The organism is Hoeflea sp. YIM 152468 (assembly GCF_029210485.1).
GTDB lineage: Bacteria > Pseudomonadota > Alphaproteobacteria > Rhizobiales > Rhizobiaceae > Hoeflea.
In genome coordinates this window covers 55,357-75,178 of record NZ_JARGET010000011.1, presented here as the reverse complement: position 1 = coordinate 75,178, position 19,822 = coordinate 55,357, and the positions used below count along the sequence as shown (strand labels likewise).

The 19,822-nt window shown below is 61.1% G+C and carries 18 protein-coding genes and 1 riboswitch; of the genes, 6 read left to right on the top strand and 12 right to left on the bottom strand.

All coding sequences use genetic code 11. From position 1 onward, the window contains the following. Nucleotides 1-2 precede the first annotated feature (2 nt). The 3 genes from PZ897_RS05520 to PZ897_RS05510 form a co-directional block, all read right to left on the bottom strand. The gene (locus PZ897_RS05520) at nt 3-1,214 is read right to left on the bottom strand and encodes a sirohydrochlorin chelatase (protein WP_275751020.1); all 1,212 of its coding nucleotides are present in this window, start codon (nt 1,212-1,214) and stop codon (nt 3-5) included. Between the two features lie 18 nt (nt 1,215-1,232). Further along, nucleotides 1,233-1,472: a DUF6732 family protein gene (locus tag PZ897_RS05515; RefSeq protein ID WP_275750639.1), complete on the bottom strand. Its 240-nt coding sequence runs from the start codon at nt 1,470-1,472 to the stop codon at nt 1,233-1,235. A 270-nt stretch (nt 1,473-1,742) separates the two neighbouring features. After that, nucleotides 1,743-2,165, bottom strand: coding sequence for a TerB family tellurite resistance protein (locus PZ897_RS05510; protein ID WP_275750637.1), 423 nt, complete (start codon nt 2,163-2,165; stop codon nt 1,743-1,745). 453 nt (nt 2,166-2,618) lie between these two features. On the opposite strand from PZ897_RS05510, the gene PZ897_RS05505 reads away from it, so the two are divergent. Both PZ897_RS05505 and PZ897_RS05500 read left to right on the top strand, forming a co-directional pair. Beyond that, nucleotides 2,619-3,404, top strand: a complete 786-nt coding sequence (locus PZ897_RS05505) for a TSUP family transporter (RefSeq protein WP_275750635.1) — start codon at nt 2,619-2,621, stop codon at nt 3,402-3,404. A gap of 80 nt (nt 3,405-3,484) precedes the next feature. After that, nucleotides 3,485-3,721 (top strand): DUF4189 domain-containing protein, encoded by a 237-nt coding sequence (locus PZ897_RS05500; RefSeq protein WP_275750633.1) that lies wholly within the window; start codon nt 3,485-3,487, stop codon nt 3,719-3,721. 224 nt (nt 3,722-3,945) lie between these two features. Here PZ897_RS05500 and cobO read toward each other — a convergent pair whose 3' ends face one another. The 8 genes from cobO to PZ897_RS05460 form a co-directional block, all read right to left on the bottom strand. Next, entirely contained in the window at nt 3,946-4,584 is a 639-nt protein-coding gene (gene cobO / locus PZ897_RS05495) for a cob(I)yrinic acid a,c-diamide adenosyltransferase (protein ID WP_275751018.1), read from the bottom strand. A 64-nt stretch (nt 4,585-4,648) separates the two neighbouring features. Then, complete coding sequence (locus tag PZ897_RS05490; RefSeq protein ID WP_275750631.1) at nt 4,649-5,092, bottom strand: GNAT family N-acetyltransferase; 444 nt, start codon at nt 5,090-5,092, stop codon at nt 4,649-4,651. Further along, nucleotides 5,089-8,838, bottom strand: a complete 3,750-nt coding sequence (cobN, locus tag PZ897_RS05485; protein WP_275750629.1) for a cobaltochelatase subunit CobN — start codon at nt 8,836-8,838, stop codon at nt 5,089-5,091. The genes PZ897_RS05490 and cobN overlap by 4 nt, the downstream gene beginning before the upstream one ends. 5 nt (nt 8,839-8,843) lie before the next feature. Next, nucleotides 8,844-9,896 carry a cobalamin biosynthesis protein CobW gene (gene cobW, locus PZ897_RS05480; protein WP_275750628.1) on the bottom strand — a complete coding sequence of 351 codons (1,053 nt, stop codon included), beginning with the start codon at nt 9,894-9,896 and terminating at the stop codon, nt 8,844-8,846. 4 nt (nt 9,897-9,900) lie between these two features. Next, nucleotides 9,901-10,425, bottom strand: coding sequence for a bifunctional adenosylcobinamide kinase/adenosylcobinamide-phosphate guanylyltransferase (gene cobU, locus PZ897_RS05475; protein WP_275750626.1), 525 nt, complete (start codon nt 10,423-10,425; stop codon nt 9,901-9,903). Then, a complete protein-coding gene (locus PZ897_RS05470) occupies nt 10,422-11,177 on the bottom strand; it encodes a CbtA family protein (protein ID WP_275750625.1) in 756 nt (251 codons plus the stop codon). Before PZ897_RS05470 ends, cobU begins: the two co-directional genes overlap by 4 nt. Nucleotides 11,178-11,189: 12 nt before the next feature. After that, nucleotides 11,190-11,369, bottom strand: coding sequence for a CbtB-domain containing protein (locus PZ897_RS05465; protein WP_275750624.1), 180 nt, complete (start codon nt 11,367-11,369; stop codon nt 11,190-11,192). Between the two features lie 49 nt (nt 11,370-11,418). Beyond that, nucleotides 11,419-11,792: riboswitch (cobalamin riboswitch) on the bottom strand. A gap of 50 nt (nt 11,793-11,842) precedes the next feature. Beyond that, on the bottom strand, nt 11,843-13,309 hold the full coding sequence (locus PZ897_RS05460; RefSeq protein WP_275750622.1) for a cobyric acid synthase: 1,467 nt from the start codon (nt 13,307-13,309) through the stop codon (nt 11,843-11,845). Nucleotides 13,310-14,312: 1,003 nt separating this feature from the next. Between PZ897_RS05460 and PZ897_RS05455 the strand changes: the two genes are divergently transcribed. The 4 genes from PZ897_RS05455 to bmt all read left to right on the top strand — a co-directional run bounded on the left by PZ897_RS05455 (nt 14,313) and on the right by bmt (nt 18,637). Beyond that, on the top strand, nt 14,313-15,320 hold the full coding sequence (locus PZ897_RS05455; protein WP_275750621.1) for an ABC transporter substrate-binding protein: 1,008 nt from the start codon (nt 14,313-14,315) through the stop codon (nt 15,318-15,320). A 204-nt stretch (nt 15,321-15,524) separates the two neighbouring features. Continuing rightward, nucleotides 15,525-16,412: a proline/glycine betaine ABC transporter permease gene (locus PZ897_RS05450; RefSeq protein WP_275750620.1), complete on the top strand. Its 888-nt coding sequence runs from the start codon at nt 15,525-15,527 to the stop codon at nt 16,410-16,412. Beyond that, entirely contained in the window at nt 16,405-17,460 is a 1,056-nt protein-coding gene (locus PZ897_RS05445; protein WP_275750619.1) for a glycine betaine/L-proline ABC transporter ATP-binding protein, read from the top strand. Before PZ897_RS05450 ends, PZ897_RS05445 begins: the two co-directional genes overlap by 8 nt. 166 nt (nt 17,461-17,626) lie before the next feature. Next, on the top strand, nt 17,627-18,637 hold the full coding sequence (gene bmt / locus PZ897_RS05440) for a betaine--homocysteine S-methyltransferase (RefSeq protein WP_275750617.1): 1,011 nt from the start codon (nt 17,627-17,629) through the stop codon (nt 18,635-18,637). Between the two features lie 44 nt (nt 18,638-18,681). Here bmt and PZ897_RS05435 read toward each other — a convergent pair whose 3' ends face one another. Continuing rightward, nucleotides 18,682-19,656: a hypothetical protein gene (locus PZ897_RS05435; RefSeq protein WP_275750615.1), complete on the bottom strand. Its 975-nt coding sequence runs from the start codon at nt 19,654-19,656 to the stop codon at nt 18,682-18,684. Nucleotides 19,657-19,822: the final 166 nt, after the last annotated feature.

Below are 19,822 nucleotides of genomic sequence, written 5' to 3'. Positions count from 1 at the left end.
CCTCAGGCCTTCTTCTTTTCCATCGACCGTGGGCCATGCGGATGGTCGGCATGCGGATAGGGATGGTGATGATGATCGTGGGAGTGGGAGTGGCTGTGGTCATGCCCGTGGTCATGCCCGTGGACATGATCGTGGCTATGCCCGTGGCCATGATGATGATCGTGCCCGTGGCTATGGTCATGCGCGTGCGAATGATCATGCACAGGTTCCAGATCTGCCGGACTTGCATGACTGTGCACCGGCGTCCACGGCAGCCCGTGCTCCTTGCAGAACTCTTCCTCGCGGCACGAGGCATCGCAATCGCCCTTGCAGGGGCAATCCTCCAGCCCGCCGCCAATGCCTTCGACATGGTGGTGGTGGCTTTCCTGCGGCAACCCCACTTCGGCCTCAAAGCCCAGCACCTGCTCGCGGTACTTGCACATCTGGCAGTTCATCAGCGCCTGACCATCGAGGATCTCCTGCACCCGGTCCTGGAAGGTGTCGATCACCAGCGGATGATCGTTGAGATAGGAAGCCTTGATGAACTGGATATCGGGATGGCTGGCCGCCACCTCGTCGGTCTGCGCATAGATCCGCTTGACCAGCACGCCGGTGAACAGGAAATACGGAAACACGATGATGCGCTTGTAGCCGAGCTTGGCTGCATGACTGAGCCCCGGACCGACCAGCGGAAACGTGACGCCCGAATAGCAGGTCTCGGCCCAGCCGAAGCCAAAGCCTTCCCACAGCATCCGCATCACCTTCGATGCGTTGGAATTGGCGTCCGGATCGGACGATCCGCGGCCAACCACCATCAGCAGCGTATCATGCAGCGCAACCTCGCCCTGCTCCTTGTTGGCCGTGTCGAGCGCCTGCTGGATCCGTTCGCCTGCAGCGCGGATCATCTTCAGATCAATGCCCAGTTCGCGTCCGTAGCTGATCACCATGCCCGGATTTTGCGCCTGGTAGGTGTTGAGCACCGAGGGAATGTCGTTCTTGGCGTGGCCAGCGGCAAACAGCATGCCCGGCACCGCCAGCACCCGCGTGACACCCTTGGCGCGAAGCCGGTCGAGCCCTTCGGAAATCACCGGGTTGCAGAATTCGAGATAGCCATATTCCACCGGCGTGTCCGGATAACGGGCTTTGAGTCCTTCGGCCACGGTGGCGAATTGCTGGGCAGCGTTCTGGTTGCGGCTGCCGTGACCGCACACCATGATGCCGGTCGTCTCGGGAATCTCTGTCTTGCTCAAAACTCAAGCCTCCGCGGAGTCTGGTCGCGCGTCGGATTCGGCTTCGTCAGCATTGTTCTGGGCGTTTGACTTCTTCCTGGTGCCGCGCTTGATCGCCCAGGCCGCAATGGCACCTGCCGCCGCAGCCGCAGCCCAGCCGACCCAATGCGAGTGGCCGGCCAGTTCGCCGACATGGCCACCATGAGCGAGCGCGAGCGACGCGCCGGGAATCGAGAAAATCAGGGAGTAGACAAGGGTGCGCATCGGTAGCCTCCGGACAGCGTGACAACTTCAGCACGATACGCCGGATGAAGCGAAACGACCACAGGGATCCTCTCATCTTACCGAACTGGACAGCTCCGGAGTTGACCCTTGAATTAAGTCGGTCGCACCGGAATAGTTCTCAGCCTGTCATCAGGCGCCGTCGCACATGAGTCCATGTCATAGGCGTTCGGGATTTGCAGGTCAAACACCGAATGCGGCAACCAGACGCTGATCTGCGCCAAAACCGAACGCGCGGTTTGGGAAATCGTGTCAGGCGAAACCCAGCCGCCGCGCCGTCGCTTCCAGCAGACGCCGTTCGCGCGGATCGACTTCGCCATCAGCCTTGGCAACCATGGCCATATGATCAAGAATTTGGCGTTTGCGCGCTTCATCGAGACCCGCCAGCATATCTGCCGCCTGGGCGTCGGTGGTCTCGTAGCCGAAATCATTGAGATATTTGAGGATGTCGGTCAGTTCGTCGCCATTAAGCCCCAGCAGCCGGGTGCAGATGGCGGCAAACGCATCGGCTTCGGCAGGGTCGACCGCCTTGTTGGCAAAGGACATTCTCACCAGCAGCAGCAGTTCGGCAGTCAGCATCCGATCGTTTGCCACCTTGTCCATTGACGTATTCAGATCGAGAAAAGCCCGCACCCGCTCGCCGAACGTTCCGTTGTCTTTTGCCGCATCAGTCATGGGCTACCCTTTTCCTTGGTCATCCGCGCCGGCTCAAGCCCGGCCCGAGCAGCATGGCCATCCAGCCGATCAGCCGACCGTCGCCGCCATCCACGATGGTGTTGGCCTGCGGTCGCCACCCTGCCGTCTAGAAAAGCGGATCGCACGGCTGTGTCAACCTGTCAAAGCAGCAAAACGCCGCCCGCACACACCATCCGCACCAGCATCGGTAGCTTGGCGTCTCTCACGGACTTTCAGACAGGAGCTGAAGCGCGCCAATCCAATCCGGCTTGCGCTGGAGCGTCCGGGTCATCAGAACATGACATGTCACTGCTTGCGCCAGCCCCCTCCGGTCGAGGAGGATTCCCCCGGGAATTGGCGGGACAGCAAGCGCAAGCCGATTGTCCAGCGATGCGCTGCATGCCATAGCTTCCCGCGCGCATCCGCGTGCACATTCCCAAAGACAGGCAATTCATGGACGATCCGACACTGATTCTGACCTTGCTGCTGCTGGCGGCGGCTTTCATGGCCGGTTTTGTCGATTCGATCGCCGGCGGCGGCGGTCTGATCGCGGTGCCGGCGCTGCTGCTGGCTGGCTTCTCTCCGGTTGAAGCGCTTGGCACCAACAAGCTGCAGGGCCTGTTCGGTTCGGGCTCGGCAACCGTTGCCTATGCCCGCAAAGGCCATGTCGACCTCAAGAGCCAGATCGGCCCCGCGCTGCTGGCAGCAGCAGGTTCGGCGCTTGGTGCGATCCTGGCCACCGTCATTCCCGGAGATATTTTCCGCGCCTTCCTGCCGTTCCTGCTGGTCGCCATTGCGCTATATTTCGCGGTCAAGCCGAATATGGGCGACATTGATCGCGCCCGGCGGCTTTCGCCGTTTCTCTTCGGCCTGATGATCGTGCCGGTGATCGGTTTTTATGACGGTGTCTTCGGTCCCGGCGCCGGATCGTTCTACATGCTGGCCTTCGTTGCGCTTGCAGGCTTCGGCCTGCTCAAGGCCACAGCCCATACAAAGCTGTTGAACTTTGCCTCCAATCTCGGCGGCTTTGCGGTGTTTGCCTTTGTCGGCGTGATTTCCTGGAAGATCGGACTGATGATGGGCGCCGCCCAGTTCGCCGGTGCCCAAGCCGGATCACGGCTGGCGATGAAAAACGGCGCCAGGATCATCAAGCCGCTCTTGGTGATCACCTGCATCGCACTTGCGGCGAAGCTTCTCGCCGATCCGGCAAACCCGATCCGGATCTGGTTAAACATCTGACGACCAAGGAATATTCCGCATTGCTTCTCCAAGGGAAAAGCATAATGTGCCGCGATTGGGAATTCTTTTGGGGTTTGATCATGAAGGCATCTGGGAAATTGCTGCTGGCGGGCCTTTGCGCCGCAATTGTTGCCGTGTCCTCGGCGAGCCCTGCCCTGGCCTGGGGCTGCATCGCCCTCGCCTCTGATGGCACCTATGGCTACAGCTATGACTACGAGTATGAGGAGGATGCGATCGAGCGCGCGCTCAACGAATGCGCCCGTCTGACGCCATCCAATGATACATGCTACATTGAGGAATGTGACCCGGACGAGTAAGCCTTGCCGCGCTTGCCGGCACTGCCTGTTTCACCGTGATTTGAGCGCGATCAAAACACGGCCAGGCCCCAGCATGATCACGCAAGGGACGGATGAAGGTGGCCAGATCACTTCCGAGCTTGTTGATGCCGATCCTGGCCAAGATCGCGGTCAGTGCTGCAAACACCGCCGCGACCAGAGCCTGGAACCGCCAGCTTGCCGGCAGGCTCGCCACGCGACAGGCATTAGAACTCCACCCCGACCTGCGCCTTCACACCGGAGCGGAACGGATGCTTGATCACTTCCATCTCGGTGACCAGATCGGCAAATTCGATCAGCTCTTCCTTGGCGTTGCGGCCGGTGATGATGACATGCTTCATCTCCGGCTTGGCCTTCAGCGTTTCGATCACGTCAGCGACATCGAGATAGTCGTAGCGCAGCACGATGTTGAGCTCGTCGCACAGCACCATGTCGATCTCGGGATCAAGGATCATCTCGCGGGCCTTCTGCCAGGCTTCACCCGCAGCCGCGATATCGCGTCCACGATCCTGGGTTTCCCAGGTAAAGCCCTGCCCCATCGTCGCCATTGTCACCTGGTCGGGGAAGGCTTCCAATACCTTGCGTTCACCGGTCGACCATTTGCCCTTGACGAACTGGACGATGCCGACCTTCATGCCGTTGCCGATGGCGCGAAAGATCATGCCGAAGGCCGCCGTCGACTTGCCCTTGCCCTTGCCGGTGTGAACGATCACCAGGCCCTTCTCGATGGTTTTGGTGGCAATGATCTTGTCACGCGCGACCTTCTTCTTCTTCATCTTTTCGGCATGGCGCTCATTGAGCTGCTCTTCGCTCATGGTGTCTGTGATTTTTCCACGTTCGCTCATCTCGGTGCATCCCTGTTCATCATCAATCCTGACCGGCAATACCTGCCGGTTCAAGTTGCATTCCTCAGATCTTGTTATCCGCAGTGTCATCAAAGGTCTTGGCGAACCAGATCCGTTGCGCCGCGCCATCAACCGCCGGCAATCGACCGCATTCAGTATAGCCCATACTCTGGTAAAATCCCGGCGCCTGGAAGGCGAACGTGTCGAGATAGACCCCGACCAGCCGCTTCTGCCGGGCAAACTCCTCCGCCCGGGCCAGAAGCGCACGGCCGGCACCGCTGCCACGCTGGGCTTCGGCAATGCCGAGCAGCTTGATGAACAGCCAGTCCTGAACCGTGTGCGCGGTCAGCCCGCCAGCCAGTTCTCCGGTCGCATCACAGGCCTTGAGCTGCAGCTGCTCAGGCTCGAACGGCAACCCAAGCTTGGCTGCCGTGCCATCGATGATGGCTTCGACCGTATCGGCAAAATCCCTGCCTTCGCCTTCAACCGTGAAAATTGCCAGTGTCATGCCCGGTCTCCGTGATCTGGCATAAGCTTGTCGCCAGCTTCAGCGAGCACAAATCTGGCCGAATTGCTCTTCGGCGTCCACAGTCCCCGGTCGATCGCTTCATCGAATTTCGCCGCCATTTCCCTGAGCGCGTCCGGATTCTTGTCGCGCAGGAACGCCAGCGTGTCCTCGTCCATCAGGTAGGCCTGGTAGACGGCCTCGAAATGGGCGTCACGCACCGCTCCGGTGGTCGCGGCAAAAGCAAACAGATAGTCGACGGTCGCCGCCATCTCGAAGGCGCCCTTGTAGCCGTGACGCTTGACGCCGTCGATCCATTTCGGATTGACCGCCCGGCCCCGCACAACGCGGGCAATTTCTTCTTCCAGTGAGCGGATCACCGGACGCTCGGGCCGCGAATGGTCATTGTGATAGATCGCGGGACGGCTTCCCCGGGCCGCTTCCACCGCCGCCGTCATGCCACCTTCGAACTGGTAATAGTCATCGGAATCGAGCAGGTCATGCTCGCGGTTGTCCTGGTTCTGAACCACCGCCTCGACCGTCGACAGCCGCTGCTCGAACAGCTCGTGCGCCGCCTGACCTTCGTTGCCCGCGCCATAGGCATAGCCGCCCCAGACGACGAAAGCCTCGGCCAGTTCGCTGCGCTCGGTCCAGCCGCCCTCGTCCATCAGCGCCTGCAGGCCTGCGCCATAGGCGCCTGGCTTGGAGCCGAACACCCGGAACGAGGACTGCCGTGCGGCAGCCTCCGGAGATGCCCCACCGGCGATCAGCCCGGCGGTCTCAGCCCGCGCCCGGGCGGCCAGCGGATTGTCCGCTTCCTCCTCGTCCAGCGCCGCAACAGCGCGGGTAGCCCGGTCAAACAGCGCGATCTGATCCGGAAAGGCGTCTCGGAAAAATCCCGAAATTCGCAGGGTCACATCAACCCGCGGCCGGCGCATCATTGCCAGGGGAATGATCTCGTAGCCGGTGACCCGCCGCGAAGCAGGATCCCAGACCGGCTTTGCCCCAATCAGCGCCAGCGCCTGGGCGATATCATCGCCGCCGGTACGCATGTTCGACGTGCCCCAGGCGGTCAGCGCCATCGAGGTCGGCCATTCGCCGTGATCCTGCGCATGCCGGGTGACCAGCAGTTCCGCCGATTTCCGGCCCAGCTCCCACGCCGCCGGCGTCGGCACCGCGCGGCTGTCGACTGAGTAGAAATTGCGTCCCGTCGGCAGCACATCGGGTCGTCCCCGCGTTGGCGCGCCGGAGGGTCCGGGTGCCACGAAACGGCCATCAAGCGCCGTCAGCAGACCTTGGATTTCGGCGGCACCGCAGGCCTCCACCGAGGGTCTGATCAGGGTCTGGATGTTCTCCATCACTGCAGCCGTGGCCGGCCAGTTTTCCGGCAATGCGACGCGGCCCGAGACCAGCTCGATCGCCAGCAGCTCGATCCGCTCGACGGTGTCGCCGTGGGTGCGCCAGAGATCGTCCGAGACCACTTGCAGGATTGAAGGCTTCGGCCCGGTCCATGGCTCTGCCATCGGGCAATCGAGCGGGTCGAACCCGGTGAACTCCATGTCCCGCGCGATCGCCCGCTGCAGGCTGTCCTCACCTGGCGCTTCGCCGCGCTTGATCCGCGCCAGCGCCACCGTGAGGTCGATCAGCAGCCCGCCCTCGGGCGAGAGCCCGAAAATGTGCAGCCCGTCGCGGATCTGCATTTCCTTGAGGTCGCACAGCCAGGCGTCGAGCTTTTCCAGCGCCAGATCATCATCATCGCCCGGCACGATTCCGGCATCGGCATCCAGTCCGATATCACGTACCAGGTCGAGGATCTGGGCTTTGAGCAACTTCAACCGTCGCGGGTCGTGACCCGACGCCTCGTAAAACTCATCGACCAGCGCTTCGAGATCCCTCAGCGGCCCGTAGCTCTCGGCCCGGGTCAAGGGCGGCGTCAGATGGTCGATGATCACCGCCGAGGTGCGCCGCTTGGCCTGTGTCCCCTCGCCCGGATCATTGACGATGAACGGATAGACATGCGGCAGCGGCCCGAGCACGGCTTCCGGATAGCAGCTCTGCGACAAGGCCAGCGCCTTGCCCGGCAGCCATTCGAGATTGCCATGCTTGCCCATATGCACAACTGCATGGACATCGAAGCTCCGGCGCAGCCAGGCATAGAAGGCGAAATAGCCATGCGGCGGCACCAGATCCGGCGCATGATAGCTGGCCTTGGGGTCGATGTTGTAACCGCGGGCGGGCTGGATGCCGACAGCAACATTGCCGAATCTCAGCAGCGCCAGATGAAACGCCCCATCGCGATAAAACGGGTCGGCTTCCGGTGCGCCCCAGCGCTCGGTCACCGCACTTCGGATCGACGCGTCGAGCGTCTCGAAAAACGCCTGATAGTCGTCAAGCGTCAGCGGCACGCCGCCGCTGCGGCCGTCGCCAATGGCATTGGTCGGCCCGGCCTTCAATGCATGCACCAGCGCATCGCCGTCAGCGGGGAGCTCGCCCGCCTGGTATCCGGTTTCGGCCATAGCCCGCAGCACCTCGACGGTGCCTGCCGGTGTATCAAGCCCGACGCCATTGGCGATGCGGCCGTCCCGGTTGGGATAATTGGCCAGCACAATGGCCACCCGGCGCTCAGCCGCTGGCGTCCGCGCCAACCGCGCCCAGCGCGATGCCAGTTCGGCGACAAACTGCACCCGGTCCGGCTCCGGCGCATGGGTGACGATATTGGCCTCAACCATCTCGTCAAACCGCGCCGCCGATTTGAACGACACCGCCCGGGCCAGCACCCGGCCATCAACTTCGGGCAATGCCACATGCATCGCCAGATCACGCGAGGTCAGACCCTGCTGCGATGCGGCCCAGGCTTCGCGTCCCCCGCCGGCAAACACGGCCTGCAGCACCGGCGCACCGGTCGATTCCAGCACTGTGCCCTTGGTCTGGCTTCCGGGCGACGACACCGCAAAGCCGGTGGCATTGATCACCACGTCGGGTGCGGCATCGGCAAAAATCGCCTCCACTGTGCCAACCGAAACCGGATCCTTGAGGCTCGAGACAAAAATCGGCAGCGCATTGGCGCCCCCGGCTTTGAGCGCCTCGCACAAGGCGCGTACCGGCGCGGTCTGACCGCTCTGCACCAGCGCCCGGTAAAAACAGATCGCCACCACCGGCGCGTCTTTGATCCAGTCCCTGCTCAGATCCGCAAGCTCGGGGCTGCTGACGGTCGGATGCCACAACCCCGCCTTGAGCAACGGCGCGGCCGGTGCGGGCCGCTCGCCGCCTTCAATCAGGGCCTCGGCATACTCGATCAGGCCGCGGGCATTCTCGGCGCCGCCTTCGATCAGATAGGCCCAAAGCTGGTCGCGCTGCGCCGCCTCCAGCGTCGACAGCGGCTCCAGCCCCGGATCAGGCCGGTCATCGCCGGGAAGCGCCGCAATCTTGAAGCCGTTGGCGATTGATGCGGCGTGCAGGCTTTCCAGCGCATAGGCAAAATAGCTCGCGCCGCCGAGCGCACGGACGATCACCAGCCTGGCCTTCGGCGCCATCTTCGCCACAAAGGTGTCGACCGACATCGGATGTTTGAGATCGCTCAGGCTCGCCAGACGCCAGTTCAATTGACCTGTCGTCTGCCGTGCTGCTGCGATGCTGGCCAGTTCAGTATCCGCCGCACTCAAGAACAGAATGTCACCGGGGCTCTGTCCGAGATCGACGGCCTCATCGCCATCGCTCAAGCTTCCCTTCTGTGCAACAAGCAGGTGCATCGGGGTTAACCGGTCAGCGCGGTCAGGCCGGCACGGATTGCGGTGGCGTCGATGCCGTGCAGGCCAATCACCACCAGCCTGGTTTCGCGCGCTTCTCCCGCATCCCAGGGCCGGTCGAAATGGCTGTCGATGCGGTTGCCGACGGCCTGCACCACCATCCGCATCGGCTTGCCGGATGCATCAGCAAACCCCTTGAGCCGCAGAATGTCGTGGGTGGTGATGAGGGCCTTGAGACCCTCGGTAAACGCAGCCGCGTCATTGATGGGCCCAAGCGAGACGACGAAGCTTTCGAACTCGTCGTGATCATGCTCGTGGCCATCTGCATGGTGCAGCTCGTGATGCGACTTGCGGTTGGCGATATCGTCTTCGGTGCCGATCCCGAGTCCGAGCAACACCTCCGGTGCCACCTCACCCTGCCGCGCCTCGACAAAGATCGGCTTGCGCGTCAGGTGCCCGGCGATTCCGGCGCGAACGCCTTCAAGCTCCCCGGCGCTGATCAGGTCCGCCTTGTTGAGGATGATCAGATCGGCGGCGGTCAGTTGATCCTCGAACAACTCCTCGAGCGGGCTTTCATGATCGAGCCCCTCGTCGGCCAGACGCTGCGCGTTGAGCTTGTCATGATCATCGGCGAAGCGACCGGCGGCAACCGCGGCACTGTCGACCACGGTTACCACGCCATCGACGGTTACCTGGGTCTTGATGCCGGGCCAGTTGAAGGCGGCAACCAGCGGCTGCGGCAGCGCCAGGCCGGAGGTTTCGATGACGATATGATCCGGTCGGTCCTTGCGCGCCAGCAGCTTCTCCATGGTCGGGATGAAATCATCGGCGACGGTGCAGCAGATGCAGCCATTGGTCAGCTCGACAATATCGTCGGCGCTGCAGACTTCCTCGCCGCACCCCTTGAGCACGTCTCCATCGACACCGAGATCGCCGAATTCATTGATGATCAACGCAATCCGCTTGCCGTTGGCATTGGCCAGCATGTGGCGGATCAGCGTGGTCTTGCCGGCGCCGAGAAAGCCGGTGATCACGGTGGCGGGGATTTTCGAACCAATCATGGCGTCAGCCCTTCATTTTGAGTGGCAGGCCGGCGGCGACGAAATGGACTTCGTCGGCCAGACTTGCGATTAACTGGTGAAGACGGCCGGCATGATCGCGGAACGCGCGCGCCATGGCGTTGTCGGGCACAATGCCGAGGCCGACTTCATTGGAGACAAGGACCACCGGGCCCTTGAGGATCGGAATGGTGGCGGCAAGTCCGTCAAAGGCCATGCCGAGATCGTGGTCGCCAAGCATCAGATTGGTGACCCACAGCGTCAGGCAATCGACCAGCACCGGGCGGTCGGCGCGGGCGCAGGTCTTCAGCGCCTGCGCCAGCTCAACCGGCGCTTCGAGTGTCTGCCACCCCTCGCCCCGCCGGTGTTGGTGCACAGCGATCCGGTCACGCATTTCATCGTCCCGGGCCTGCCCCGTCGCCAGATAGAGCCGGTCGGCCGAAGCCTGTTCAACCAACCCTTCAGCGAACGCGGATTTGCCTGACCTTGCACCACCGAGCACCAGCGTCACTGGTGGCAAACCGCTTGTCACGCCGGTGCTTCCTCGGGAACACGGGAGAGGAAATGCCCGATGAGACCACCGAGCAACAGCCAGAAGAACAGCGTTGTCGCCAGCGAAGCTGCGGCATAGGCCGAGGCGATATACGCCGGCACCTCACTCGAGAGATCTTCAGGCACCGGCGACCCCCACAGATGCGGGGCGACGATCACCACCAGACCCAGAACCTTGAGCGGCCATTCCGGACGCAACGCGATGCACCAGACGCCGATGCCCGACATCAGCACAGCGACCACCCACCAGATCTGCCGGTTGCCGAGATCAGCATAGGGAAACCCCGGAACCGCCGGCGGCAGGCTCATGGCCGGTGCGAGCTGGACGCAAAACCAGGCGGCAGCGCCGAGCAGCACACCGCGCGTCAGACCCTCGCGGCCGACCGGGAAATGGATACCCGTCAGCAAGGCCACCGCGGCGAGCATCAGGGAAAAGCCGGCACCGGCAACAAGATTGGCGAGAACAGTGTCGCCCAGCCGGCCGAAACCGAGCATCGACTCGTCGTCATGGCCATGCGCCCCGTGCGCATCACCGGCGTCGTGGCTGTGACCGGGCGTCGCCGCAGCGGCGGCGGCGGTTTCACCCGCACCATGCGAATGTCCGGCCCCGGAGCCTTCGTAAGCCTCGGCCTGCATGATCAGGGGAATCGTTTTGACATATTGAGCGGGCGTCATCGCCATACCGGCAATGAGCCCGGCGGCCAAAGCCGCCAGGAGCAACCTGACAATCATGATCTCAGCCCCTTAGTGGCAGGGAAAGCCGTAGGAATGGCGGGTGTCGTGCGCTGCATCGTGCAGCGCCTGCGAATTGGCCAGGCCAACGCCGAACACCAGAATCGAGCCGATGGCCAGCGCCATCAGGCCGGCAAGAGTACGCGCACCGATGCGATCGGTCAGGGAAAGCGTTTGAGTATGAGCAGTCATGACAACCTCCGTGGGTGACTTCGGGAGAACGTTTCTCCCGAAGGTCCGGCTCTCAACCGGTGCGAATGGCAGGTCTCCTGGCTCGCGGGTCACGTCGATGTTGCCATCAACAGCAGCAAATGCCGGCCTTCCCAACGGTGATTGCGGTCATGAAAACGGGACGATTCGTAGACAAAGAGGCGTCCGCGCCGATTGATCATGCCGCCACGTCAGTGGCTTGTCCGGTCCGGGGCCTCGAAATCGCGAAAAACACCATTGTTTCCCGCTATTCTGGTCTTCCTGGGCCGGTGACATCTGCCTAACCGCTCTACAGTCGCGGGGTCGGCTGCGATAAAGATGCCCTGATTGGGTCCATCCCGTCGCATTCCCTTTTGATCCGGAAATCCAGTTTGGATTTCTGGAACCATCCGAACCACAATTGATAGGACTGGCGCGCCAGACTGTCAATCGCAACAGCGCCATCCTCTGATCTCTCAACGGCGAAAGAGGCCGGCGGCGGCGACGAGCTGCTCAAACCCGACCAGCCGGTCAAGATCGCTGGCGATTTCATCGAGCGCGGTGTCAACATCCTGACGGTAGTTGATCATTCCGGCCTGCACGCCGAATTCCCTCAACAGCTGTGCGCGATAGGCGTCCGATCCAAACAGGCCATGCAGATAGGTCCCCTTGACCTTGCCATCGGGCGAGATGGCACCATCGGGACGTCCATTGAGAATGGTCATCGGCCGCGCGCAATCCGGACCGTGGCTGACGCCAAGATGAATCTCGTAACCGGAGAGGTCGATCTCGTGCTCTGCCGACCGGGCCTGCGTGTTGCGAACCCGCTTTCCGGGCCGCATCTCGGTCTCGATGTCGAGCAGCCCCAAGCCTTCGGCCACGGTGTCTCCGCCTTCCAGCCTTTCCGGGTCGCTGACGCTACGCCCCAGCATCTGATAGCCGCCGCAGATGCCGATGATCCGGCCGCCGCGGCGGCGGTGTGCCTGCAAGTCCTGGTCCCAGCCCTGCAGGCGAAAATCAGCGAGATCAGCTATGGTCGATTTCGACCCGGGGACAATCACCAGTCCGGCGTCGTCCGGCAGCCGCTCGCCGGGGCGCACGAACACCAGTTCCACCTCCGGCTCGGACCTGAGCGGATCGAAATCATCGAAATTGGCGATCCGCGACAGCACCGGCACGGCAATCTTGAGCGCCCGCGCCTCACCCCGTGTGAGACGTTCCAGCGCCACGGAATCTTCTGCCGGCAGCCGTGCCGCGGCTTTGAGCCATGGAATCACCCCCAGGCACGGCCATCCGGTGAAGTCCCTGATTGCCGAAATCCCGTCATCAAACAGACTGACGTCGCCACGGAACTTGTTGATCAGATAGCCCGCAATCATCGCCCGGTCTTGGTCCGGCAAGATCCGGTGCGTGCCCACCACCGAGGCGATGACGCCGCCGCGATCGATGTCTGCGACCAGCACCACCGGCACACCTGCCGCCGTCGCAAAGCCCATATTGGCGATATCGCCCGCCCGCAGGTTGATTTCGGCAGGAGATCCCGCGCCCTCCACCAGCACCAGATCGGCGCCATGTGCGACCGTGGCAAAGCTTTCCATCACTGCAGCCATCAATTTTGGCTTGAGCGCCTGGTAATCGCGGCCCCGCGCCTGACCGAACACTTTTCCCTGAACCACCACTTGCGATCCGGTTTCCGACTGCGGCTTGAGCAGCACCGGGTTCATGTGCACGCTGGCAGGCACCCGGCAGGCCAGCGCCTGCAGCCACTGGGCTCGCCCGATTTCGCCGCCATCATCGGCGACTGCGGCGTTGTTGGACATGTTTTGCGGCTTGAACGGCAGCACCTTCAAGCCCTTGTTTGCCGCCAGCCTGCAAAAGCCCGCAACCAGCACGGTCTTGCCAACATCCGACCCGGTTCCCTGGAACATCAATGCACGTGTCATGGCCCGTCGATAGCATCGCAACGCAGAGATCGAAAGCGCTTTCCACCCCGTGCGTTAAGCGGCCGCTAACCCTGTTTGCATTTCTCTGCAAAATTCTTTTCACGACATCTGAATTGCGACACTTCGGGGCGGGATTGATGCATCTCCGCATGGCCAATCAGCCTAGAGCTGCTGCAGATGGCATGGGCCATTTCAGGCGTGATCAATACCAGACCGAAAGGGCATCGCGATGCTTTACGTATTTAATTCTGCCAACCGCGTTCAGATCGCATGGAATGGCGTCATTCCGGCCCAGAGGGCCAACCAGAAGAACCATCGCGGGTTCATCAACAGCGTTATTCGCACGCTTTCTGCGGGCTGATCAGCCCCACCACAAAGCGCGCAACACGACTCTGCAGTCGCGACAGGGCCGGATGCTCAGGCATCCGGCCTTTTTTCATTGCAACAGATCGAATTCAGCCATCAAATGCGAAGGCCGTCCGGACCCTGCGGTCCGGACGGCCGGCCAAAGATACGCCTGGCGCCCTCGCAAAAACGCGCGAGGATCGCGACATCCCGGTACGCAATACCTGATCCGGAATGGTCGGCGGTTGTCCCCCGCCGTGTGTGAAGGTTTAACCCGGACATCGTTACCGGACGGTTAGTGAAACCCTAACCAATCATGAATCGGGCAATTAATTCACTTTGCCCGATCTTTTTTGCCGTTTGACCGAAAATGCCACGCGGCGAATTGCAAAATCACGCCGACGCGGTTGATTTCTTTTGCCAAGTCCTTACCCTGAACTGCGTTAGATTGACGCTTGAGGCCTGTGACAGAGTTCCGCAGGTCACATACCCAAACGTCGATGTCGTTGCCCTTTTGTCGCTGGCCAGCCTCTGGCTTGGCAGCCGCAGATCTGGATACGGCACGACGTCAATTGCATCGGTTTCCGGTAGACGCAGTGACCGGATTTGCCGAATAATGGAACAACCACTGCCGTAACAAGACTGGGAGGTCTTACTTATGAAGAAGCTACTCGCTTCCACCGTCCTCGCCGCTGGCCTCATGGGCTTTGCCGGAGTTGCATCTGCCGCAGATTGCGGTCGCGTTACCATCGCGAACATGAACTGGGCCTCGGCGGAAGTTCTGGCCAATATTGACGAGATCATCCTTTCCGAAGGCTATGGCTGCCAGGCCGAACTGGTTGCCGGCGACACCACGCCGACACTTACCTCCATGGTTGAAAAGCAGGAGCCGGACGTCGCGCCGGAAGCCTGGATCAACTCGCTGCGTACGTTGCTTGATGCGGCCGTTGCCGAAGGCAAGCTGCACTACGCGTCGGAATCGCTCAGCGATGGCGGTGTCGAAGGCTGGTGGATCCCGAAATATCTCGCTGCCGAACACCCCGAAATCAAAACCATTGACGATGCGCTGGCACACCCAGAGCTGTTCCCTGCCCCCGGCATGGAAAACGAAGGCAAGGGCGGCGTTTACAACTGCCCCGAAGGCTGGGGTTGCCGCATCATCACCACCAACCTGTTCAAGGCTTATGGAGCTGAAGACAAGGGCTGGGTAACAGTCGAAACCGGCTCTGCTGCTGGCCTTGATGGCTCGATCGCCAAGGCCTACGAAAGCGAAAAGCCATGGCTCGGATACTACTGGGCGCCAACCGCGATCCTTGGCAAATACGAAATGGTCAAGCTCGACCATGGCGTGGAGCACAACAAGGAAGAGTGGGACCGCTGCACCTCGATCACCGACTGTCCCGATCCGGTGAAGAATGCCTGGTCCAAGTCTGAAGTCTATACGGTTGTCACCGACGATTTCAAAAAGCGTGCCGGCCCGGCTTATGATTACCTGGCAAACCGCAGCTGGCCCAACTCCACGGTGAACAAATTGCTGGCCTGGATGGCCGACAATCAGGCGACCGGGGAAGCTGGGGCCCGTCATTTCCTCAAGGAAAATGAGGATATCTGGACGCAGTGGGTCTCGCCCGAAGCGGCTGAAAAGGTCAAGAAAGCAGTGATGTAAGACATCGCTTCAAAGGTGGCGGGCTTTGGTCCGCCATCTTTTTTACCAGATACATGCGGCTGGGGACCATAGCGCCGCTCAGATCTGGGGCCGAGGCCGGGGGAAGCAAGTGCCATTGGGTGCGTTCGTCGGACTGAAGGCAGCGATGAATTGTTGGTCCTTCGGGATCTGCGCACACTAATTTCCCGTATTTGGAGCGTGAAAATGGACTGGCTCATAGAATTTCCCGCCATGGACACCGACAGACTGACGGCCTTGAAAAAGACGATCGATCTCGGCTTCCGCAATTTCACCCGCGCCAATGGCGACATGTTCGAAACGGCACTCTATCCGGTGCAGTGGTTCATGTATCGTGTCGAGCAACTGCTCACCAGTTCGCCATGGCCTCTCGTCATTCTCGCTTTCGCAGTGATCGCGTGGCTGGCAAGCCGCAGCCCGAAGATAACCTTTGGTGTCATCATCACGCTGCTGCTGATCGGCTATTTCGACATGTGGGAAGACACCATGAAGACCATCGCCATGACGGTGGTGGCAACGATCCTTGCCATTATTGTTGGCATACCGATCGGCATTCTCATGGGTCGATCCAACAAGATCCAGGCTGTTCTCAATCCAATCCTCGACGTGATGCAGACCATGCCGAGTTTCGTCTACCTCATCCCGGTGGTCATGTTGCTCGGCATCGGTCGCGTTCCCGGCCTGATCGCGGTGATGGTCTACGCCATTCCGCCCATCATCCGGCTGACCAATCTCGGCATTCGCCTGGTCGACAAGGATGTGCTGGAAGCCGCGGATGCGTTTGGATCTTCCAATTGGCAACGGCTCAAGAATGTGCAGATGCCGCTGGCGCTGCCCACCATCATGGCTGGCGTCAACCAGACCATCATGATGGCGCTCGCCATGGTCGTGGTCGCCTCGATGATTGGCGTCCAGGGTCTGGGCCTGCCGGTGCTCAAGGCAATCTCGAACCAGTATTTCACGCTGGGTATTTTCAACGGCCTCGCCATTGTCGGCATCGCCATCATCTTTGACCGCACCAGCCAAGCCTATGGCAAGCGGTTGCAGAAGCATTTGGAGGTGGTCCATGGTTGAGCAATCCGAAGAAATCGGAATCAGTGTCCGCAATCTGTACAAGATTTTCGGACCCAATCCGGAAGCCTATATCGACGCCGTCAAAGGTGGCATGAGCAAGACCGAGCTCAACGACAAACACAATCACGTGCTCGGCCTCAAGGACATCAACATCGACATGCCCGGTGGCGGCATTCAGGTGGTCATGGGCCTGTCCGGCTCGGGCAAGTCGACCCTGATCCGCCATATCAACCGGTTGATCGACCCGACCATCGGCGAAGTCATTGTCGGTGACGATGACGTCGTCAAGATGAACGAGAACGAGCTGCGCGAGTTCCGTCGTCACAAGACCGCCATGGTGTTCCAGAAGTTCGCCCTTCTGCCGCACCGTACGGTTCTTGAAAACGCGGTTTACGGCCTGGAAATCCAGGGCTTGCCGCGAGAAGAGCAGGAAAAGCAGGCGCGGCGCTGGATTACCCGTGTCGGGCTGGATGGCTTTGAAGACAATTTTCCCAATCAGCTTTCGGGTGGCATGCAACAGCGTGTCGGGCTGGCGCGCGCGCTGACCAATGACGCCCCGATCCTGCTGATGGACGAAGCCTTCTCCGCGCTCGACCCGCTCATCCGCATGGACATGCAGACCGTTCTTCTGGATCTGCAGAAGGAAATCCGCAAGACCGTGGTCTTCATCACCCACGATCTCGATGAAGCGCTTCGCCTCGGCGATCGCATCGCCATTCTGCGCGACGGCGAAGTGGTTCAGCAGGGCACGAAACAGGAGATTGTGCTTCATCCAGCCGATGAATACATCTCCAGCTTCGTGCGCGAGGTCAATCGCGGCCGGGTGATTTCCGTCGACATGGTTGTAAAACCGCTGTCGGGCGAACCGCAGGGCATGGCGGTAAAATCCGGAACCGTGCTGGAAGTTGCCGCCAAGAAGATGACCGACTCCAACACATCGATGGCCCATGTCACTGATGCCTCAGGCAAGCCTGTCGGGGCGCTGGATATCCATGACGTGATTTCTGCCATGGTGACACCGGTCGATCACGAAGACGCAGCCGCCTGATCCTCACTTGCCCCGCAGCCTGTCGGGGCATCTCAAACGGATCAGACCCACTTGAAAACCCGCGGGCGGCAGTGTCGCGCGCGGGTTTTTTCATGTCCGGCGACAGCTTCTATTGCAATCATATAAGGACATCTTTATACGATATGCAATTGATCAGGAGAACTGTATGCCCGTTTCCAATCCACTTGCCGATCTGCTTGCCGAGAAAGGCGTCCTTCTCGCCGATGGCGCCACAGGCACCAACCTGTTCGCCATGGGGCTGGAATCAGGCGAAGCTCCGGAATTGTGGCTGGAAACGGCTCCGGAAAAAATCACCAAACTGCACCAGGGTTTTGTTGACGCAGGATCCGACATCATCCTGACCAACTCCTTTGGCGGCACCCGCAACCGGCTCAAGCTGCACCAGGCCGAAGGCCGCGTCTTTTCCCTCAACAAGAAGGCTGCCGAGATTGCCCGCGCCGTGGCAGACAAGGCGCCGCGCAAGGTCATCGTCGGCGGCTCGGTCGGCCCCACCGGCGACCTTCTGGTGCCGCTTGGCGCCATGACCTACGAATCCGCCGTCGAATCCTTCGCCGAACAGATCGAAGGTCTCAAAGCCGGCGGCATTGATGTCGTCTGGATTGAAACCATGTCGGCCACGGATGAAATCCGCGCTGCCGCGGAAGCTGCGGTGCGCCACGACCTGCCTTACATTTACACCGGCTCGTTCGACACCGCTGGCAAGACCATGATGGGCGTACATCCGCGCGACATCCACACGCTTGCCAGGGATATCGGCGAAGGCCCGTTTGCGGTTGGCGCAAACTGCGGCGTCGGGGCTTCCGACATTCTCTCCTCGCTGCTCGACATGACCGCAGCCGATCCTGATGCAATCGTTGTGGTCAAGGGCAATTGCGGCATCCCCCAGTTCCGCGGCGCCGAAATCCACTATTCCGGCACCCCGCCGCTGATGGCCGATTATGTCCGTCTGGCCATCGACGCCGGCGCCCGCATCATCGGCGGCTGCTGCGGCACCTCGTGCGAACATCTCGCCGCCATGCGCGACGCGGTCGACACCCATATCAAGGCGCAGCGTCCAACGGTCGAAACCATCGTCGAGCGGATCGGTCCGATGCGCAACACGGTTGCGGCAAAGACCTCTGCCCCGACGCGCGAGCGCCGCGGCCGCCGCAGCTGATCCCGCCTACTGTGTGTCAGATGAGATTTGCGCAGCACACCGGACTAACCGCCGAATGAATAGCTTGTGCTGACCCCGGCCCCGTATTTTTTCGGCACGGTCCTCGGGGTCTTGGAAAACTTGTTCCAGCGCAGCATGGTCTGATTGAAATTGCCTCCGCTCTTTGTTGAATCCACTCCGAAATACCACCCCGAGGCGGCATAGTTGGCATAGGCAACTTCCCTGATCAGCTCCGTGTGCACGGTGCCGACATCAATCGAGATGATTTTTTCGCCACAGGTGATATGCAGCACCGCGCCGACATCCTGGTATCTGCGCAACGTCAACTCACCGACCACGACGAACCGGCCGGCTTTCATACCGTCCAGAGCGCCTCCGGCCCCGATCAGTTTCTTGTTGCTAAAGAAGGCTGGCTCGCCCCAGTAGGGCCGCCCGGCGGCATAAAAGGTCCAGCGGATGACCTTTGAGCAATTGCGGTACTTCTCCTTGAGCCGCCAGACTCGAAATTTCATGCCCCCGAATTCCTTGGTGCCGGGGTCATACATCCTGCCGATCCGGCGCCGTTCGAGCTTTCGGTGAACAGGGTGAGAGGAATTGGCTTTCAACCGATCGATGATCTTCTTGTTGATCGCGCGGTCACGCCGTGTTCCTGGCCCCTTGCTGATTGGCGGCAGCGGTTTCGGTTTGAGCGGCGGCGGCGGCGGCCCCATCGGACCCGGCTCGCCGTCGTCAATCTCGATCCAGTGCCCGTCGTCAAACCGAAGATCGTCTTCGTTGAAAGTTTCATAATCCGGAAGCGGATTGATCAGAGGATCTTCCGGGTCAGGTGGGCAGTCGCCCTCGGGCGTGTCTTCGACCGGCGGAAACAGATGCAGCCAGCCGGTCGGATCAAGGCCCGGATAGCCGAACACGGTGGTCGGAAATTCTTGACCGGTGTGAAACGGCGTTTCTGCGCCATCGGCTTCGGCAGCTTCCTGCCGGACCTTTTGCGCGGGGACTTGGTTCGTGCTCTTGTTCATAGAGACCTCCCGATCCTCAAAAAGTCATTATGCTCCCGTTTTTGATGGTACCCAAATTCTCCAGCCCCTCCGGGCAAATCCCCGGGAGAATGCGCTTTCCCGGATCCTGACATGGACAGCCTGCAGAAAATCAATCAGGGAACGAACATCCGCGCGCACGAAGGCC

What these genes read in the sequence shown, in the direction of transcription:
- PZ897_RS05515 (WP_275750639.1), bottom strand. Translation starts at nt 1,472, where the DNA reads ATGCGCACCCTTGTCTACTCCCTGATTTTCTCGATTCCCGGCGCGTCG.
- PZ897_RS05510 (WP_275750637.1), bottom strand. Translation starts at nt 2,165, where the DNA reads ATGACTGATGCGGCAAAAGACAACGGAACGTTCGGCGAGCGGGTGCGG.
- PZ897_RS05505 (WP_275750635.1), top strand. Translation starts at nt 2,619, where the DNA reads ATGGACGATCCGACACTGATTCTGACCTTGCTGCTGCTGGCGGCGGCT.
- PZ897_RS05500 (WP_275750633.1), top strand. Translation starts at nt 3,485, where the DNA reads ATGAAGGCATCTGGGAAATTGCTGCTGGCGGGCCTTTGCGCCGCAATT.
- cobO (WP_275751018.1), bottom strand. Translation starts at nt 4,584, where the DNA reads ATGAGCGAACGTGGAAAAATCACAGACACCATGAGCGAAGAGCAGCTC.
- PZ897_RS05490 (WP_275750631.1), bottom strand. Translation starts at nt 5,092, where the DNA reads ATGACACTGGCAATTTTCACGGTTGAAGGCGAAGGCAGGGATTTTGCC.
- cobN (WP_275750629.1), bottom strand. Translation starts at nt 8,838, where the DNA reads ATGCACCTGCTTGTTGCACAGAAGGGAAGCTTGAGCGATGGCGATGAG.
- cobW (WP_275750628.1), bottom strand. Translation starts at nt 9,896, where the DNA reads ATGATTGGTTCGAAAATCCCCGCCACCGTGATCACCGGCTTTCTCGGC.
- PZ897_RS05470 (WP_275750625.1), bottom strand. Translation starts at nt 11,177, where the DNA reads ATGATTGTCAGGTTGCTCCTGGCGGCTTTGGCCGCCGGGCTCATTGCC.
- PZ897_RS05465 (WP_275750624.1), bottom strand. Translation starts at nt 11,369, where the DNA reads ATGACTGCTCATACTCAAACGCTTTCCCTGACCGATCGCATCGGTGCG.
- PZ897_RS05460 (WP_275750622.1), bottom strand. Translation starts at nt 13,309, where the DNA reads ATGACACGTGCATTGATGTTCCAGGGAACCGGGTCGGATGTTGGCAAG.
- PZ897_RS05455 (WP_275750621.1), top strand. Translation starts at nt 14,313, where the DNA reads ATGAAGAAGCTACTCGCTTCCACCGTCCTCGCCGCTGGCCTCATGGGC.
- PZ897_RS05450 (WP_275750620.1), top strand. Translation starts at nt 15,525, where the DNA reads ATGGACTGGCTCATAGAATTTCCCGCCATGGACACCGACAGACTGACG.
- PZ897_RS05445 (WP_275750619.1), top strand. Translation starts at nt 16,405, where the DNA reads ATGGTTGAGCAATCCGAAGAAATCGGAATCAGTGTCCGCAATCTGTAC.
- bmt (WP_275750617.1), top strand. Translation starts at nt 17,627, where the DNA reads ATGCCCGTTTCCAATCCACTTGCCGATCTGCTTGCCGAGAAAGGCGTC.
- PZ897_RS05435 (WP_275750615.1), bottom strand. Translation starts at nt 19,656, where the DNA reads ATGAACAAGAGCACGAACCAAGTCCCCGCGCAAAAGGTCCGGCAGGAA.